The organism is Chryseobacterium soldanellicola (genome assembly GCF_900100115.1).
GTDB classification, from domain to species: Bacteria; Bacteroidota; Bacteroidia; order Flavobacteriales; family Weeksellaceae; genus Chryseobacterium; species Chryseobacterium soldanellicola.
In genome coordinates, this window is the sequence record NZ_FNKL01000004.1 from 772,009 (window position 1) to 787,452 (window position 15,444).

Annotated in this window: 15 protein-coding genes and 1 tRNA gene; 2 read left to right on the forward strand and 14 right to left on the reverse strand. The window is 35.4% G+C overall.

Annotation, left to right across the window (positions count from 1 at the left end; translation table 11 throughout):
* Nucleotide 1: 1 nt before the first annotated feature.
* The 4 genes from BLT04_RS17685 to BLT04_RS17700 form a co-directional block, all read right to left on the reverse strand.
* On the reverse strand, nt 2-931 hold the full coding sequence (locus tag BLT04_RS17685; protein WP_089757113.1) for a glycosyltransferase family 2 protein: 930 nt from the start codon (nt 929-931) through the stop codon (nt 2-4).
* Between the two features lie 4 nt (nt 932-935).
* Nucleotides 936-2,111, reverse strand: a complete 1,176-nt coding sequence (locus tag BLT04_RS17690) for a glycosyltransferase family 87 protein (protein ID WP_089757114.1) — start codon at nt 2,109-2,111, stop codon at nt 936-938.
* Nucleotides 2,112-2,136: 25 nt separating this feature from the next.
* Complete coding sequence (locus BLT04_RS17695; protein WP_089757115.1) at nt 2,137-2,949, reverse strand: 2,3,4,5-tetrahydropyridine-2,6-dicarboxylate N-succinyltransferase; 813 nt, start codon at nt 2,947-2,949, stop codon at nt 2,137-2,139.
* A 185-nt stretch (nt 2,950-3,134) separates the two neighbouring features.
* Nucleotides 3,135-3,707 (reverse strand): C40 family peptidase, encoded by a 573-nt coding sequence (locus BLT04_RS17700; RefSeq protein WP_089757327.1) that lies wholly within the window; start codon nt 3,705-3,707, stop codon nt 3,135-3,137.
* Nucleotides 3,708-3,944: 237 nt separating this feature from the next.
* Between BLT04_RS17700 and BLT04_RS17705 the strand changes: the two genes are divergently transcribed.
* A complete protein-coding gene (locus BLT04_RS17705; protein WP_089757116.1) occupies nt 3,945-4,592 on the forward strand; it encodes a hypothetical protein in 648 nt (215 codons plus the stop codon).
* Nucleotides 4,593-4,643: 51 nt separating this feature from the next.
* On the opposite strand, the gene BLT04_RS17710 is transcribed toward BLT04_RS17705, so the two are convergent.
* A complete protein-coding gene (locus tag BLT04_RS17710) occupies nt 4,644-5,012 on the reverse strand; it encodes a hypothetical protein (RefSeq protein ID WP_089757117.1) in 369 nt (122 codons plus the stop codon).
* A 325-nt stretch (nt 5,013-5,337) separates the two neighbouring features.
* Between BLT04_RS17710 and BLT04_RS17720 the strand changes: the two genes are divergently transcribed.
* Complete coding sequence (locus tag BLT04_RS17720; protein WP_089757119.1) at nt 5,338-5,709, forward strand: DoxX family protein; 372 nt, start codon at nt 5,338-5,340, stop codon at nt 5,707-5,709.
* Nucleotides 5,710-5,760: 51 nt separating this feature from the next.
* On the opposite strand, the gene BLT04_RS17725 is transcribed toward BLT04_RS17720, so the two are convergent.
* The 9 genes from BLT04_RS17725 to lat form a co-directional block, all read right to left on the reverse strand.
* Nucleotides 5,761-6,120, reverse strand: coding sequence for a winged helix-turn-helix transcriptional regulator (locus BLT04_RS17725; protein WP_089757120.1), 360 nt, complete (start codon nt 6,118-6,120; stop codon nt 5,761-5,763).
* Between the two features lie 232 nt (nt 6,121-6,352).
* Nucleotides 6,353-6,426, reverse strand: a tRNA-Ala gene (locus BLT04_RS17730).
* A gap of 252 nt (nt 6,427-6,678) precedes the next feature.
* Nucleotides 6,679-8,094: an efflux transporter outer membrane subunit gene (locus BLT04_RS17735; protein ID WP_089757121.1), complete on the reverse strand. Its 1,416-nt coding sequence runs from the start codon at nt 8,092-8,094 to the stop codon at nt 6,679-6,681.
* A 90-nt stretch (nt 8,095-8,184) separates the two neighbouring features.
* The gene (locus BLT04_RS17740; protein ID WP_089757122.1) at nt 8,185-11,331 is read right to left on the reverse strand and encodes an efflux RND transporter permease subunit; all 3,147 of its coding nucleotides are present in this window, start codon (nt 11,329-11,331) and stop codon (nt 8,185-8,187) included.
* A gap of 1 nt (nt 11,332) precedes the next feature.
* A complete protein-coding gene (locus tag BLT04_RS17745) occupies nt 11,333-12,517 on the reverse strand; it encodes an efflux RND transporter periplasmic adaptor subunit (protein WP_089757123.1) in 1,185 nt (394 codons plus the stop codon).
* Between the two features lies 1 nt (nt 12,518).
* The gene (locus BLT04_RS17750; RefSeq protein ID WP_089757124.1) at nt 12,519-12,974 is read right to left on the reverse strand and encodes a transcriptional regulator; all 456 of its coding nucleotides are present in this window, start codon (nt 12,972-12,974) and stop codon (nt 12,519-12,521) included.
* Nucleotides 12,975-13,092: 118 nt separating this feature from the next.
* Nucleotides 13,093-13,605, reverse strand: a complete 513-nt coding sequence (locus BLT04_RS17755) for a GNAT family N-acetyltransferase (protein ID WP_089757125.1) — start codon at nt 13,603-13,605, stop codon at nt 13,093-13,095.
* A gap of 193 nt (nt 13,606-13,798) precedes the next feature.
* On the reverse strand, nt 13,799-14,029 hold the full coding sequence (locus BLT04_RS17760) for a DUF2007 domain-containing protein (RefSeq protein WP_089757126.1): 231 nt from the start codon (nt 14,027-14,029) through the stop codon (nt 13,799-13,801).
* Nucleotides 14,030-14,092: 63 nt separating this feature from the next.
* On the reverse strand, nt 14,093-15,418 hold the full coding sequence (lat, locus tag BLT04_RS17765) for an L-lysine 6-transaminase (protein ID WP_089757127.1): 1,326 nt from the start codon (nt 15,416-15,418) through the stop codon (nt 14,093-14,095).
* Between the last annotated feature and the right edge of the window lie 26 nt (nt 15,419-15,444).

The window sequence follows — 15,444 nt, forward strand, 5'->3', positions numbered from 1 at the left end:
GTTAAAAATTTTTATTTCTAATGATGTAATTAGGTCTTTCTTTAACCTGTTTGAATATTTTACCTAAATAAATTCCCATGATTCCCAAAATAATCAATTGAAGGCCTCCAAAAAAAACGATGGTCATAATTAATGATGCCCAACCTGAAATTTCGGTTTCTACAACGAATGAATAAATAACATACCCAACATATCCGACAACAGAAAGCGCCGAAAATAAAAAGCCCAGATAAGCCGCAATATAAAGAGGTTTCACACTGAAAGCGGTGATTCCTGTAAAGGCAAAAGTGATCATTTTCTTTAGATTATAGCTGCTTTCACCGGTTAATCTTTCATTGGCGGTAAACTCTATTCCTGTTTGTTTAAAGCCCATCCAGCTTGTCAAACCCCTTAAAAAAAGGTCGTCTTCCGTGAAGCTTCTCATGACTTCAACTGCATGTGCATCCAATAATCTAAAATCTGATCCGCCGCCTTTTGTAAGATCTACATCGGAAAGCCTTGAAAGCATTTTATAGAAAAAATCTGATGTTTTCCGCTTAAAATAAGGAATTTGTTTCGGATACGTGCGGATTGTATAAACAACATCAAATCCTTCTTCCCATTTTTTAATTAGTTCCGGAATCAGCTCGGGTGGGTGTTGCAAATCGCCATCCATTGAGATAACTGCGTTTCCTCGGGCGTTATCCATTCCGGCTTTTACGGCGGGTTGGTGCCCGAAATTTCTTGAAAATTCGATAAATTTTACTTCGCTATATTGTTGGGAAAGCTCTTCTAATCTTTGTTGAGTATTATCACGGCTTCCATCATTGACGAAAATAATTTCAAAATCATAATTGTTTAATCCTGAAAAAACTTCTTTAATTTTTTCATGAACTAAAGCAACGTTCCCTTCTTCGTTATGGGCAGGAATGACGATAGAAATTTTCTTCATATTGTTAATTCAGGCTGTAATCTTTCTCAAAATCTTTAGTTAAAAGTTCGTAAACGACCCTCAACCAAACGATAATGCAAGGTACAGCTTTTAGAGAATATTTTTTGATATAATTAAGTCTGATATCTTTAGGAAATAAGTCTGAAGTTGAAAAACACGTGAAAATAATCACGAAAATCAACAATCCGATCAACCAAGGAGTTCTTACTTCCTGAATAAAAAACCAGATCATCACACCCGTTACGGCGATGATGTAAGTCGGTGATTCTGAGCTTGAACTGAACAATACCAAAAACAGTAATGTTGAAGCCAGAATCATCAATTGGAAAGCATAATTTTTATATTGTTTAATTCTGAGATAAGGCGCTGCGAATAATGGTAATCCCACCGCTAAAAAGACCAAATTTGAAATCGAGGCATCTCCTAAAATTCTTCTGAAAAATCCCATTAATGAAATATCCTGCATATTACCTAACGCCTGATTCTCATTGTTTTTTTCAACGATTGAATGAAACCAATCTGCATAACTCTGAATCACAAACTGCGGACTGGAATACACCATCGGAATTACAAAAAATAATACAGCAATTATTAATCCTGAAAGAATAAATTTAACCTTATTTTTAATAAAGAAGAACTGTGTTAATCCCACAATTCCGTAGATTTTCACAAAAACACCGACTAAAATTGCAGTGACAGATTTCACTTCTTTATTCTCGTAAATATACGTTGCAGATAACATCAAAAGCCCTGTCAGAGCGATATTGAACTGTAAGCTTAAAGCCGCCGTAATGTATTCCTGCAAACAAAGTAAAGCGAAAATTGCCTTTTTTGGATCAGATAAAGGTAGTTTATGAATGGCATAAACAAAAATGAACGTATTGGCTACATTCCAAAGAGAAATCCCCAGCCAATCGGGCATTACAGCAAACGGAGCGATCAGTAAACTAAAAAAAACTCCATAATGATTTAAATCAAAATAGAGATCAGGATAGTGAATAAATAAATTTTTCTGATGGACTGTATTAAAAAACACATTCTTAAAGATCAGATAATTATTGATCGCATAATCTCCTCTGAAATATTTGGAAATCGCTGTAACAACCGATATAATAAGATAAACCCCAAATATATATTTAGGGTTTAATAATATTTTAAGAAATTTTTCTTTCAAAATTATTTGGTATTGGTTTAAAAAATTAATCTTAAACAGCTACGTTGTTTTCTCTCAATGCATCATTCAGAGACGTCTTCTTATCTGTAGATTCTTTTCTCTGACCGATGATCAAAGCGCATGGAACTTGATATTCTCCCGCAGGATATTGTTTTGTGTAGCTTCCGGGAATTACTACTGAACGAGCAGGAACTCTTCCTTTAATTTCGATTGGTTCAGGACCTGTAACGTCGATAATTTTAGTGGAGGCCGTCAATACAACATTCGCTCCTAAGACCGCTTCTTTTTCTACGTGGACTCCCTCTACAACGATACATCTTGAACCGATAAAGCAGTCATCTTCAATGATAACCGGTGCAGCCTGAAGGGGCTCCAAAACACCACCGATTCCAACACCACCGCTCAAGTGTACGTTTTTACCGATCTGTGCACAACTTCCTACCGTTGCCCAAGTGTCAACCATTGTTCCTGAATCTACATAGGCTCCGATATTTACATAAGAAGGCATCAGAATCACTCCTGAAGCCACGAAAGAACCTTCTCTCGCGATCGCATGAGGTACAACTCTCACTCCTTTTTCAGCGTAATTTCTCTTCAAAGGAATTTTGTCATGAAATTCAAACGGACCTACCTCGATAGTTTCCATTTTCTGAATTGGGAAATACATAACCACTGCTTTTTTCACCCATTCATTTACCTGCCATCCGTTTTCTGTAGGCTCTGCAACACGAAGCTCACCTGAATCTAATAAAGAAATAACCTCTCTAATTGCCTTCTGGCTGTCTTCATTTTGTAATAAATCTCTATTTTCCCAAATGTTTTCAATAGTTTGTTGTAACGACATGTTTCTAGTTTATATTAAATTGAAATTATACGCGACCAAAGATACAAAAGTTTTATTTTAAGGCTAAGGTTTAGGTTAAGAATAAAATTGAAAATATTATTTGAATTGTAGAATTGAACGTTATCATTTACAGTTTCTTTAAACTATAATTCTTGCCTGGTTTTAACTTAAACCTTAGTCTCAATTTACAAAACTCTTTGCGCATGAAGGTAAGCTTTGTTCCAGTATTTTTCGTTTAAAGAAGAAATAATTACGCCTTTTGATGTCGATGCATGAATAAATTTAATTTCACCGTCGCTTGCAATGTCGTGAACAATTCCCACGTGGGAAACCCTGCTTCCGCCTGCCGTTGCGAAGAATAAAAGATCTCCGGGTTTTACCTCTTCAATATCAATTTTCTTACCGGCTTCTGCCTGATCAGAAGATCTTCTGGGAATCGTTACATCATGTTCTTCAAAAACTTTTACGGTAAATCCGGAGCAATCGAAACCGGAAGCAGAGTTGCCACCAAATTTGTAAGGGGTTCCCAGGTATTTTTCTGCGTCTTTCAGAATATCATTGACCGATTTTGAAACTTTTCCGTCAAAACGAGAATCTAGTTTTCTGAGGTTTTCTGCTTTTACAACTATTTTAGAACCTGTATTTTTCTTTGTGGCAACACTTTTTGAGCTTCCACATGAAATCACAAACGCCGATGCCATCAATAAAACAAATAACTGTTTTATCCCTAAGTTTTTGTAAAGTAATCTTGTCTTCATATTCATCTGATTTTTACTACAGTAACTAATTAATTACAAATATACTAGTTATAATTTAATTATACTTAAACTATACTACAACTATGTTATAAATATATGTTAAAATTTTTTAATTGGTTATTAATTGTTATATTTGGACTTTAAATAGAAAAGGCACAAATATTTTTAACGAATTACCATGAATTTCATTTATAGAACTTGTGAAAGTATTTGTAATGTTCGGCTTATCAATAAATTATGGCAACATACGAGAGCTTAATTACCATAAAAGGCGCAGTTGGCGATCTTGTTTTTTATAATCTGAACGGCAAAAATGTTGTTCGGAAGAAAAGCGGATTCAATAAAACTGCCTTTAAAAAAAGTCCGACTTACGAAAAAGTAAGACATAACAGCTCGGAATTCGGACATTGTTCCAAGATTGGGAAAATCATCAGAAAAGGATTGGATAAATACATTAAAGAATCTGGAGATCCTCTACTTTACCAAAGTTTTGCGAAAATGATGACTGAAGTTAAAGATTTAGATACCATTTCAGAAAGAGGAAACCGAACGGTAAAAAACGGATTGGAAACGGAAAAAGGAAAATTAGTTTTGAACAATTTTCAGTTTGGAAAAAAGCAGAATCTGAAAAATATTTTATCTGTTAAAAACGGACTTTTTGAGAAAAGTATTCAACTTGAGCAGGAAATTTCTTTCGACGAAATTGAAGTTATTAGTTTAAAAATCGATTTTGAAAATTATGTAACGGAAAGCCTTGAAGAAAAAATAAATGTAAGCCGGCACCAAAAAATTTCTTTTCAAAAACATTTTACTGATGATGATTTTGTGCTGAATTTCATTGTTTTAAAAGCAAACGGGAAAATTCTAAATATGGGATTTGTGTAAATAAAAAGACTATCTAAAATAGATAGCCTTTTTTTATATTGTAATAATTATTTACTTTTTTTCGCCTGTCCAAGAACCTGTTCTTTCCGGGGTCGGGACTGAGTTTCTCCAGTTTCCGCTGCCTTTCTTATCTCTTGTTAAGCTTCCTTTGAATTCACCGTCTGAAGGCAATCCTACGACAGCATTCAAATCTCCTGATTCACTTAAGCTACCGGAAATATTGTAATTTTCAGTATTTACGTCAGAATGCATAGTCCCTGTAACTTTACCATTGCTTGCCACAACAATGTTCCAGGTGCCTTTGTCACTGCCTTCGTAAGTACCCGACCATGTTCCGATGTAGTCATAAATCGTATCTTCGTCTGAGCTGCAACCGATAAATAAAAAAGCTGTCAATAAAAGGAAAAAAAGTTTCTTCATAGTTTGATAAATAGAGTTTTATGATAATTAAATTTTGTTTAAAAAAAGGAAATCCTAATAATTTTACACTTTTAATAAATAATTTATCCAAGAACTTTTATGGATATTGGCAAATATATAATTTTTATTTGATTTGTGCACTTTTTGTGCTTTTTTATGATCTAAGAAATTATATAGTAAGGAAGATTATTAAAGTCAATAAAAATTCGCCGAAGATAAAAAATGATATTGCAAAATATTATTCCTTTTGACGATACATACAATTTTGTCTGTTATTCTTTATATTTTTTTTAATAATTAAATTTGGACAATAAAATTTTAATAAATGGAATTAGTAAGTAAAATAATTTATTGGGCATGTTATGCTTATTATTTATACGTATTCGGATATGCGTCATTATTTAAAATCTTTCAGAAAGAATCTATGGTGAAAAGTATGCAATCGCTTGGTTTCAATACAACATGGACAATGCTGATTGGTGCAGCAGAGTTTATTGGTGTTATATTGATTGTTGTGGGATTAATTAAACCACAATTCAGGAATTTGGGAATTCTTTTTCTATTTCCTTTTGCTATCGGTGCACTTACTACTCATATGGCTCATGGCGAGTATAATCATTACTATAACTCATTAATAATGTGTGTGTTCTCGGTAATTCTCTTAACGTTGGATAAGAATTTTAAAATAATAATTTAATAACTGTTTGTTATTGAATCCTAAATAACCGCAGATTAGCTGAGCGGTTATTTATGTCTTGTCATACCTGGACTCTCCCCATTTATCCATGCATTTGATGATTTCATTAAGAGATTGGCCAAGTTCCGTTAATTCATACTCCACCTTTCGAGGATATTGCTGGTAAATGATTTTGTTTATTAACTCGTTGTTTTCTAGTTCTTTCAGGTTTTTTATGAGCATTCTTTCAGAAATTCCCTCAAGCTTATTTTTAAGCTCACCAAACCTTAGTTTTTTATCTTTCAGAAGATAGGCTAAAATATTTATTTTCCATCTGCCACCAATCATTGCCAATGTATATGAAATGCCGCAATAATTATTCAGATAAGTGAGATTAATATTATTTGTAGAGTTTTTCTTTCTTGTTTCCATATGTAACTTCTAATATTTATACTTATTACCATTAATTGTGAATGAATAAATATGTATTCAGGTTTGGACATGTATTTAAATTTCACGTAAAGAGTATAGTATAAATTAAAGACTATTTGCTTTTTATTTCGATCTTAAAATAATATTATAAAATCAATAATTTTTGAGCAAATTTTATGGCAAATAAAAAAGAGTTGCAAATTTAAACCCTGCAACTCCTTGATTATCAATGTGGAGAATACGGGGATCGAACCCGTCACCTTTAGACTGCCAGTCTAACGCTCTAGCCAGATGAGCTAATTCCCCAATTTTGCAATCCGTATCCGAAAAGCGGTACAAAAGTAAGTATTTAAACCACAAATGCAAATATTTTATCGAATTTTATTTGGAAAAAATATAGATTAAAGTAAAATGATTATTTCTTATTGCTGTTTAACAAAGAAAAACAGAAAATATGAGAAGAAATTTATCTGAGATTTTAGAAAACCTAACTTTTAATATAAACAAAAACGCGTGCCCAAAAAGAACACGCGTTTTAATTTTAATATATTGAAAAAATTATTTCCAACCACCGCCAAGTGCCTGATAAAGGTCTACAGCAGCTTTCATTTTGCTGTATTGAGCATTAGAAATATTCAGTTCTGCGTTCAGTGAATTTACACTTGCATTCAATACTTCAAGGTAATTTGCCATACCGTAATTCACCAATTCCTGTGAATATTCAACCGAATTTTTGTAGGCATTTAATTCCTTTTGCTTTAAATCAATATAAGAATCCTGAACAGAGAAAACTCTAATCGCATCAGAAACCTCTTTTCCAGCGGTAAGAACTGCCTTTCTGAAGTTTAAATAGGCTGTTTCCTGATTGGCAAGGCTTACTTCATAATTGGTTTTAATCGCTCTTCTGTTTAAAATCGGTTGAGCCAAACCTCCCACAACACTTGCAAACAATGAATTTACACTGAATAAATGGTCAATATCCAAAGACTGAATTCCTCCGCTTCCTGTAATTTTCAAAGTAGGATAAAACTGTGCTTTTGCAGAATTTGTTAATTCAAAAGCATTCATTAAATTGTATTCCGCCCTCATAACGTCCGGTCTGTTTGCCAGTAATTGAGCCGGATAACCTAATTTTAGGTCAACCGGAACATTCTGAGCTTCCAGCGTTGATCTTTCAATCGAATGTGAAGGCTCTCCCATCAGCAAACTCATCGTATTTTCCAATAACTGAATCTGAGTATCAATATCAATTAATAAAGATTTTGCGTTTAAAACCAGCGCTTCACTTTGCTGAACGGCAACTTCTGTTACTGTTCCTGCAATTTTCAACGCTTTTGTCGTTTCTAGATTTTTCTCACGAACGGCAATTGTTTCCGCAATAATTCTCTTTTGCGCATCGTACGTCAGCAATTGATAATATGAAGAAGCAATTGAAGCTATAAGATCACTTTTTACCGCTTTGTGAGCAGCAACAGTTCCTAAATAAGCTGCTAATTGCGCTTTTTCCTGAGATTTTAATTTACCCCAGATATCTGCTTCAAAACCTACACTTGCAGTAATATCAAGCTGGTTGATGTAACGTCTTGAACCAAATAGCTGTCCGGTTTGTGTATTCAGAGACTGTGTCTGGAAAGTATAGCCCGGTCCTACAGTCACTGTCGGTTCGTAAGCTGCTTTACTCTGCTTTAGATAAGCTTCTGCTGAAGTAATGCTCTGCAAAGCAATTCTTATATCTAAATTGTTTTCTAAAGCTTTGTTGATATGCCCCTGAAGTATCGGATCCGTAAAAATCTGTTTCCATGAAACATTCGCGATATTGGTACTGTCAGAAGGAAGCATATCTGTACGGAACAGCTTTTCGTCCACAACATTTTTCGGTCTTTCATATTCTTTTCTTGTCATACAAGATGATACGGCTGCAAGAATTGCGACTGAAAAAGTTATTCCTTTTATAATGTTTAATAAACTCTTCATTGTTAAAAATTAGAAGTTAGAAATTAAAGGTTAGAAGTTAGAATCAGAACTAATTTTTCTAATATCTAACCTCTAACGTCTTTAATTAAATTATTCTGCTAAATTGATGTCTTCTTTTTTAAGAGGTTTAACCTTTTCCTGTAATGTTTCAAAAATTACATACAAAACCGGAATTACGAAAAGTCCTAAAATGGTTCCTATTAATAATCCGATTGCTGCACCTGTTGCGATGGATCTGTTACCAACCGCACCAATTCCGCTTGCTAAAACCAATGGCAATAGACCGAAGATAAAGGCAAATGATGTCATCAGAATTGGTCTTAATCTCGCTTTTGCAGCATTGATGGCAGACATTACAATCGTTTCACCGTGATGTCTTCTCTGGACGGCAAATTCCACGATCAAAATTGCATTTTTTGCTAATAATCCGACCAGCATGATCAGGGCAATCTGGAAATAAATGTTGTTTTCCAAGCCCATGATTTTCTGTCCGAAATATGCTCCCATTACCCCAAGAGGAAGAGAAATTACAACGACAAGCGGTAAAATATAACTTTCATACTGAGCAGAAAGGATGAAATAAACGAAGATTAAACTTAATGCAAAGATGAGAACCGTTTGCGATCCTGAGTTTAATTCTTCTCTTGTCAATCCTGTGAATTCTACGTCATAGTTTTGATTCAAAGTCTCTTTTGCAACAGCCTGTACCGCAGTAATTGCATCCCCGGAACTGTATCCCGCCGAGTTTGCACCTGTAATTTTTACTGAAGTAAATAAGTTGTAACGGCTTACAGATTGTGGGCCGTATGCTTTTTTCAATGTTACGAACTGTGAGATCGGCGACATAACCCCGGAACCTGTTTTTACATACAATTCATTCAGATTATTGATGTTTTGTCTGTTTTCAGGAAGTGCCTGTACCATTACTCTGAACTGTTTTCCGTATTTTGTAAAGTCAGCGGTATAAATACCTCCGATATAACCCTGCATCGTTGAAAGGATATCACTTACAGAAACTCCCAGCTGTTTTGCCAACGGAACGTTGATCTGCATTTCATACTGAGGATATTTTGTATTGAATGAGCTCTGGGCAAATTCGATCTCAGGTCTTTCTGTCAGCTTACCAATAAATTCATTCATTTTATTGTCTAAATCTGCATATTCCCCACCTGATTTATCTAGCAATACCATCTCAAAACCGGCACTGTTACCAAATCCAGGTACACTCGGCGGCTGGAAGAACACAACTTTCGCATCAGGCACTTTCCCTGAAATACCGAATAAAGTTTTTGTAATGTCTTCAGAGCTTTGACCGTCTTTTTTTCTTTCGTCAAATGGTTTTAACTTAATGAACGCCAAACCGTTGTTACTACCGTTTCCTGATAAGAAGCCTCTACCCGTAGAAATCGTAACGTTTTGTACTCCAGGAACTTTCATTGCATTTGCCTGAAGAGTTTTCAAAGCATTATAAGTTCTTTCCATTGAAGCACCCGGAGGAAGCTGAACGTCTGTAAAGATAATTCCTCTGTCTTCCGTTGGTACGAAACCTTTTTTCATGGTTGTACTTGCCCAATATAGGATACATCCTGTAACCGCAAAAATGATTAATGTGACCCATTTATGTCTTAATAAGAACACAAATCCTCTTCCGTAACGGTCTGTGGTTGTTTTAAAAGCAATATTAAACTTATAGAAAAACTTCTGTAAAAGATTTAATTTTTTATATTCTGCATGATGCGCATCGTGAGGTTTTAAGAATAATGAACATAAAACCGGACTCAGCGTCAAGGCATTAATTGCAGAAATAATGATCGCAATAATCAAAGTAATACCAAACTGTTGGTAGAAAACCCCTGTCGGGCCCGTAATAAAGGTTACCGGAATAAATACAGACGCCATTACCAATGTAATTGAAATAATCGCTCCTGTGATCTCGTCCATCGCTTCTACCGTTGCTTTTTTAGCATCAGAAATCCCGTGCTCCATCTTGGCGTGAACGGCCTCGACGACGACAATCGCGTCATCCACAACAATACCGATCGCAAGAACTAAAGCGAATAACGTTAATAAGTTTAAGGAATATCCAAATAAATTAAGGAAGAAAAACGCACCTACAATCGAAACCGGAACCGCAATTGCCGGAATTAAAGTAGATCTGAAATCCTGTAAGAAAATATACACCACGATAAATACAAGAATAAAGGCCTCAATTAAGGTATGAACAACCTTTTCAATCGATGCATCAAGGAATTCGTTGGTATCAAAGTTAAATGTATATTTTACACCTTCAGGGAAGCTTCCTTCTGCTGATTTTAGATAGGCTTTAATATTTTTGATAATGTCCTGAGCATTCGATCCCGGTGTCTGGAAAAGTCCCATACTGATCGATGGATTATTTCCGTTTTCCCCGATTCCTGTGTAAGACTGTCCTGCCAATTCTACTTTCGCGACATCTTTTAACATTAAATTCTGCCCGTCCGGAAGAGCTTTAATGATGATATTATCATATTGCTCTTTATCGTTGAATTTACCGACATATTTAATGATATATTCGAAAGAGCTTCCGCTGTTTTGTCCGATAGAACCGGCCGCAGCTTCTCTACTCTGCTCGTTGATGGCAGTTGTAACATCATTTGGAGTTAAACTGTAAGCGGCCATTTTTGCAGGATCCAGCCAAACTCTCATGGAGTAGTTTTTACCCCCGAAAACAGTGGCATCACCTACTCCGTTAATTCTTTTTATATTCGGAATAACGTTAATATTTAAGAAGTTCTGAAGATATACATCGTCTAAATCTTTATTTTCAGAATAGAAAGACATATACATCAGGGCACTCGTCTGCTGTTTTTGCGTCACCACCCCTGAACGAGTAACTTCACTTGGAAGCAAAGGTGTCGCTCTGGTAACACGGTTCTGAACATTTACCGCGGCTATATCGGGATCAATTCCTTGCTTAAAAAATACCTGAATCTGTGCTGAACCGTCATTTCCTGCACTGGAAGTGATGTAATCCATTCCTTCCACTCCATTGATCTGTTCTTCCAGAGGCACTACAACACTTTTCATCACCGTTTCCGCATTGGCTCCGGTGTAGTTTGCTGAAACACTTACTGTTGGAGGCGCAATATCTGGATATTGTGTGACTGGCAGGGAAATCAATCCCAACACCCCCAGAATCACAATCAAAATTGAGATTACGGTGGATAAAACCGGTCTGTTTATAAAATTTTTAATCATTTTAGAATTTCGGTTTTATAGATTGAACAAGGCTATCCATTTTTACTGGTTTTTTGATGATGGCAGTTCCCGGCTTCAAACCTCCGATTCCTGCGGCAACAATTACTTCGTTTTTATTGATACCGGATTTTATTAAAGCCATATTGTTGATTCTGTCGATTACATTCACTACAACATTTTTAGCAGTATCTTTATCTACTTTATAAACGTAAACAATGCCCTGCTGCTCGTAAGTGGCACTTTCCGGAACAACCAAAACGTTATCATAAGCTTTTGGAAGCCTGATAGATCCGCTGTTCCCGTTGCTTAATAATTTCTGAGGGTTTGAGAAGGCAACCCTGAACTGAATGGTACCTGTTGTCGCATCAATCTGTCCTGTAATTGCTTCGATTCTGCCTTTTTCAGAATAAATGCTTCCGTTTGCCAGTTGCAATTCAACCATCGGAAGATTTTTGATTTTTTCGGGTAAAGATGCTCCCGGAGATTTTTCCAGGAAATCAAAATACTCCTTTTCGTTCATTGAAAAATAAGCGAACAGTTCAGAAGTGTCTGAAATTGTTGTTAATGCCGTCTGATCCGTCGGGCCAACCAAACTACCTACTTTTAAAGGAAGTTTCCCGATCACACCAGAAATAGGCGCACGAATGACAGAATAGTCAATGTTTGCTGCAACTCCTTTGTAGTTGGCAACTGCCTGACTTTTACCTGCTCTTGCCTGTTGCAACTGAGCCTGAGCCTGAGCTAGATTTGCCTGAGCCGTCTGCAGCTGAACATTACTGATGATATTTTTCTGAACAAGCGGCTTTAGTTTATTAACTTCCACGTTAGCAGCATTTACAGCAGCCTGAGCAGCCGCAATATTGGATTCTGCAGCACCGATTCCGGCCTTGGAAGCAGCCGCGTTTTCGTTCAGGATATTGGTTTCCAAACGGAATAACGGTTGCCCTTTTGTAACATACTGGCCTTCATCTACCAAAACCTGAGTAATGTAACCCTGAATTTTTGCGCGAACATCATTATTTACTCTACCTTGAATCGTAGCCGGAAATGTCTGATAACCCACTATGTTTTTTTCTTCCACACTTACAACAGGATATGGTTTTGGGCCGTCCTGTTTCGGAGCTTCTTTTTTGCAGGCCACCAATGAAAGTGCTGCAATAGAAAGTATAACTAGTTTATTATTCATTTTAAAGTTTATTAAGAGATTCCTGAATATTTTTAATGTTTTTGTTTAAAAGAGCTTTATAAGCTTCCATTTTTTCGTTGTGCCCGTCATCATGATTTTTTTTAAAATTCCCTAAATCTTTTAGTAGTTTTAATTCGTCTTGCATCTTCTGAACTATTTTTTCAAATCTTATTCTCTTATATTCATCATTGGTGAAAAAATATCGTTTCCGTTCATCCATTTTGTTGTGATCTACGATAAGCTGGGCATTAAGCAATAAAGAAATGCTTGTAGAAACCGAACTTTTACTCGCAGAAAGCACCTCCACAAACTCGTCAAAAGTAATACCCGCCTTTTCATAATCGAAAAGAAGATAGGCATAAATCTTCGAGGCTAAGGGAGGAAGGTTGAAAACGGTACCATAAAACTTTACGGCGTCCTGAAAAATTTTTTCATCAATTTCTATACTCTTATGCATGGTATATAAATTTGAAGCAAAAGTAAAAAATTAGTTCAGAACTAAACGAACAAACTCAATAGAGTTTATAAATACATAGTTTTTTAAAAATTCAATGGAAATTGATTTAACTTTTGGCTTAAATTATAATCTTCTCAAAAGCCTTTCTCATTCCGCCGGCCAGAAAAACCTCTCCACAATAGGAATATCCTTTGCTTTCAAGGATTTTCAACATGGGAATATTGTCAAAATTGGTGTCCACTTTTACACTCTGAATTCCCTGAGATCTCGTAAAATCTTCAATATGATCAAATAATTTTTTCACTAAACCTTGTCCGGCAAACTTTTCATCAACTGCCACTCTGTGAACGACTACAAACTCTCCGTCACTCAGCCAGGCACCTTCAATTGTGCTGTAAGCTGGCTCGTCATTCAAAATTAAGGCTGTATAAACGGCAATTTCTCCATCAATTGTCATTACATATCCGAATCCTTTTGCAATATCACTTTCAACCGTGTCAAGATTGGGATAGCCTTGTTGCCATTGGGAGCTGCCATCTTGCCTTCTTCTTTCAATTGCCTGCTGTAGAATGCTCCAGATTATGTCTCTGTCTTCAATTTCCGCTTTTCTTAGTTTAATTTCTGAATTCATTGTTCTTTGATTATGAAATTAAAAAAATCAGAGATTAGTTTTAATAAATAGGATAATGGTAATCAAAATTTTATCTTAATTTCTAAATCTCAGAATCTCTTAATTATTTTTAAATATTTAATTAAAAAACCGAAAACTAATTAAAATTAATTTTCGGTTCGAAGTAGTAAAATTTAAAATTATGAAATTGTTTTTATTGATTTTCATTTTGTTGAAGATAAGCATCAATAATCTCGAATGCTTTCTTCTCATCCAGCAAATCTACCATCACTTTCAACGAAGTGGCCGTTGGCGTTGTTGTAAAAGTAAGGTAATTGTTCTCGACCGCATTGGTAATCTGGGCATCGTCCAATTTTGATTTGATTAGCTGAATTTCTGATGGTTTGTCACTTTCAAAAACTGATACTCTTGTACTTCTTTCCATATTTCTATATCGTTTGAGTATCTAAATGTACAAAGTTTTTTTTAAAATTACAAATTTTGGATTTTAAATTTTGTTAATTTGATTTTCAATTTTATCCAATGCCAATTGAATTTCTTCTTTGGTAACATTTAAATGTGGCCTGAAGCGAAGTGACTGATCTCCACATCCTAAGATGATCAAACCATCATTGAAAAGTTCGTTTCTCAGGAAATCTCTTTGTTCTCCGGAAGGCAGATCGATGGCGCACATTAAGCCTCTTCCTCTTGCATTTGAGATTTTTTCAGGATATTTTTCAGCTAACTTTTTCAGTTGTTCCAGCAAATAATCACCAACAATTCTTGCATTTTCTACAAGATTTTCTTTTTCAATTACATCCATTGTCAACTGAAAACGAAGCATATCAACAAAATTACCGCCGAAAGTAGAATTAATTCTTGAGCTCTCTCTAAAAACATTATTCGGAACTTCATCAAACTTTTCTTTATTCGCTAAAACCCCACAAACCTGTGTTTTTTTACCGAAAGAAATGATGTCAGGTCTTACCGAGAAATGCTCAAAAGCCCACATTTTCCCTGTAATTCCGATGCCGGTCTGCACTTCATCAAAAATAAGAAGGACATCATTCTGATCACATAATTTTCTTAATTCAACAAAAAATTCGTCTCTGAAATGGTTGTCGCCACCTTCTGCCTGAATCGGCTCGATGATGATGCAAGCCACTTTATCAGGATTCATCAAAATAGATTCTTCGATCTGAAGTAAAGCTAATCTTTCGTTTTTAATGGTTTCTTCTAAATTTTCTTCCGTGATTGGGAAATGTAATTTAGGATTTAAAATTCTCGGCCATTCAAACATCGGGAAATATTGATATTTCCTAGGATCAGAAGTATTTGTTAAGCTTAATGTATAACCGCTTCTCCCGTGAAAAGCCTGTCTGAAGTGAATACAGATGCTGCCTTCCGTCTGAATATCTTTTTGAAAATTTTTATGCGTTTTCCAGTCGAAACAAGCTTTCATAGCGTTTTCAACACCTAAAGTTCCACCTTCGATAAAGAAAGCATACTGCAATTCCTGAGGAATGACAACTCTTTCGAAAGTTTCTAAAAACTGGGCGTATTCTTCTGAATAAACGTCAGCCAGAGTCGGTTTATTGACCGCCATTCTGCCTAACCAGGCTGATTTTTCAACCAAATAAGGATGGTTATAACCTACAGCAGCAGATCCGAACATGGAGAACATATCTAAAAATTCTCTGCCGGTCAGCCTATCGTAAAGCCATGAGCCGTGGGATTTTTCAATATCCATCACGAAATCAAAGCCGTCTGCCAAAACGTGCTTTCCTATTGTTTCCTTAACTTTATTTGCTTGTATATCAATTATTTGTTCCATATTAAATAAATCTTAGGTAATGGATT

Bases quoted from the DNA above. Each gene is read 5' to 3' on its own strand.
- BLT04_RS17685 (WP_089757113.1), bottom strand. From the start codon at position 931: ATGAAGAAAATTTCTATCGTCATTCCTGCCCATAACGAAGAAGGGAAC.
- BLT04_RS17710 (WP_089757117.1), bottom strand. From the start codon at position 5,012: ATGAAGAAACTTTTTTTCCTTTTATTGACAGCTTTTTTATTTATCGGT.
- BLT04_RS17735 (WP_089757121.1), bottom strand. From the start codon at position 8,094: ATGAAGAGTTTATTAAACATTATAAAAGGAATAACTTTTTCAGTCGCA.
- BLT04_RS17750 (WP_089757124.1), bottom strand. From the start codon at position 12,974: ATGCATAAGAGTATAGAAATTGATGAAAAAATTTTTCAGGACGCCGTA.
- BLT04_RS17720 (WP_089757119.1), top strand. From the start codon at position 5,338: ATGGAATTAGTAAGTAAAATAATTTATTGGGCATGTTATGCTTATTAT.
- BLT04_RS17700 (WP_089757327.1), bottom strand. From the start codon at position 3,707: ATGAAGACAAGATTACTTTACAAAAACTTAGGGATAAAACAGTTATTT.
- BLT04_RS17705 (WP_089757116.1), top strand. From the start codon at position 3,945: ATGGCAACATACGAGAGCTTAATTACCATAAAAGGCGCAGTTGGCGAT.
- BLT04_RS17745 (WP_089757123.1), bottom strand. From the start codon at position 12,517: ATGAATAATAAACTAGTTATACTTTCTATTGCAGCACTTTCATTGGTG.
- BLT04_RS17760 (WP_089757126.1), bottom strand. From the start codon at position 14,029: ATGGAAAGAAGTACAAGAGTATCAGTTTTTGAAAGTGACAAACCATCA.
- lat (WP_089757127.1), bottom strand. From the start codon at position 15,418: ATGGAACAAATAATTGATATACAAGCAAATAAAGTTAAGGAAACAATA.
- BLT04_RS17755 (WP_089757125.1), bottom strand. From the start codon at position 13,605: ATGAATTCAGAAATTAAACTAAGAAAAGCGGAAATTGAAGACAGAGAC.
- BLT04_RS17725 (WP_089757120.1), bottom strand. From the start codon at position 6,120: ATGGAAACAAGAAAGAAAAACTCTACAAATAATATTAATCTCACTTAT.
- BLT04_RS17740 (WP_089757122.1), bottom strand. From the start codon at position 11,331: ATGATTAAAAATTTTATAAACAGACCGGTTTTATCCACCGTAATCTCA.
- BLT04_RS17695 (WP_089757115.1), bottom strand. From the start codon at position 2,949: ATGTCGTTACAACAAACTATTGAAAACATTTGGGAAAATAGAGATTTA.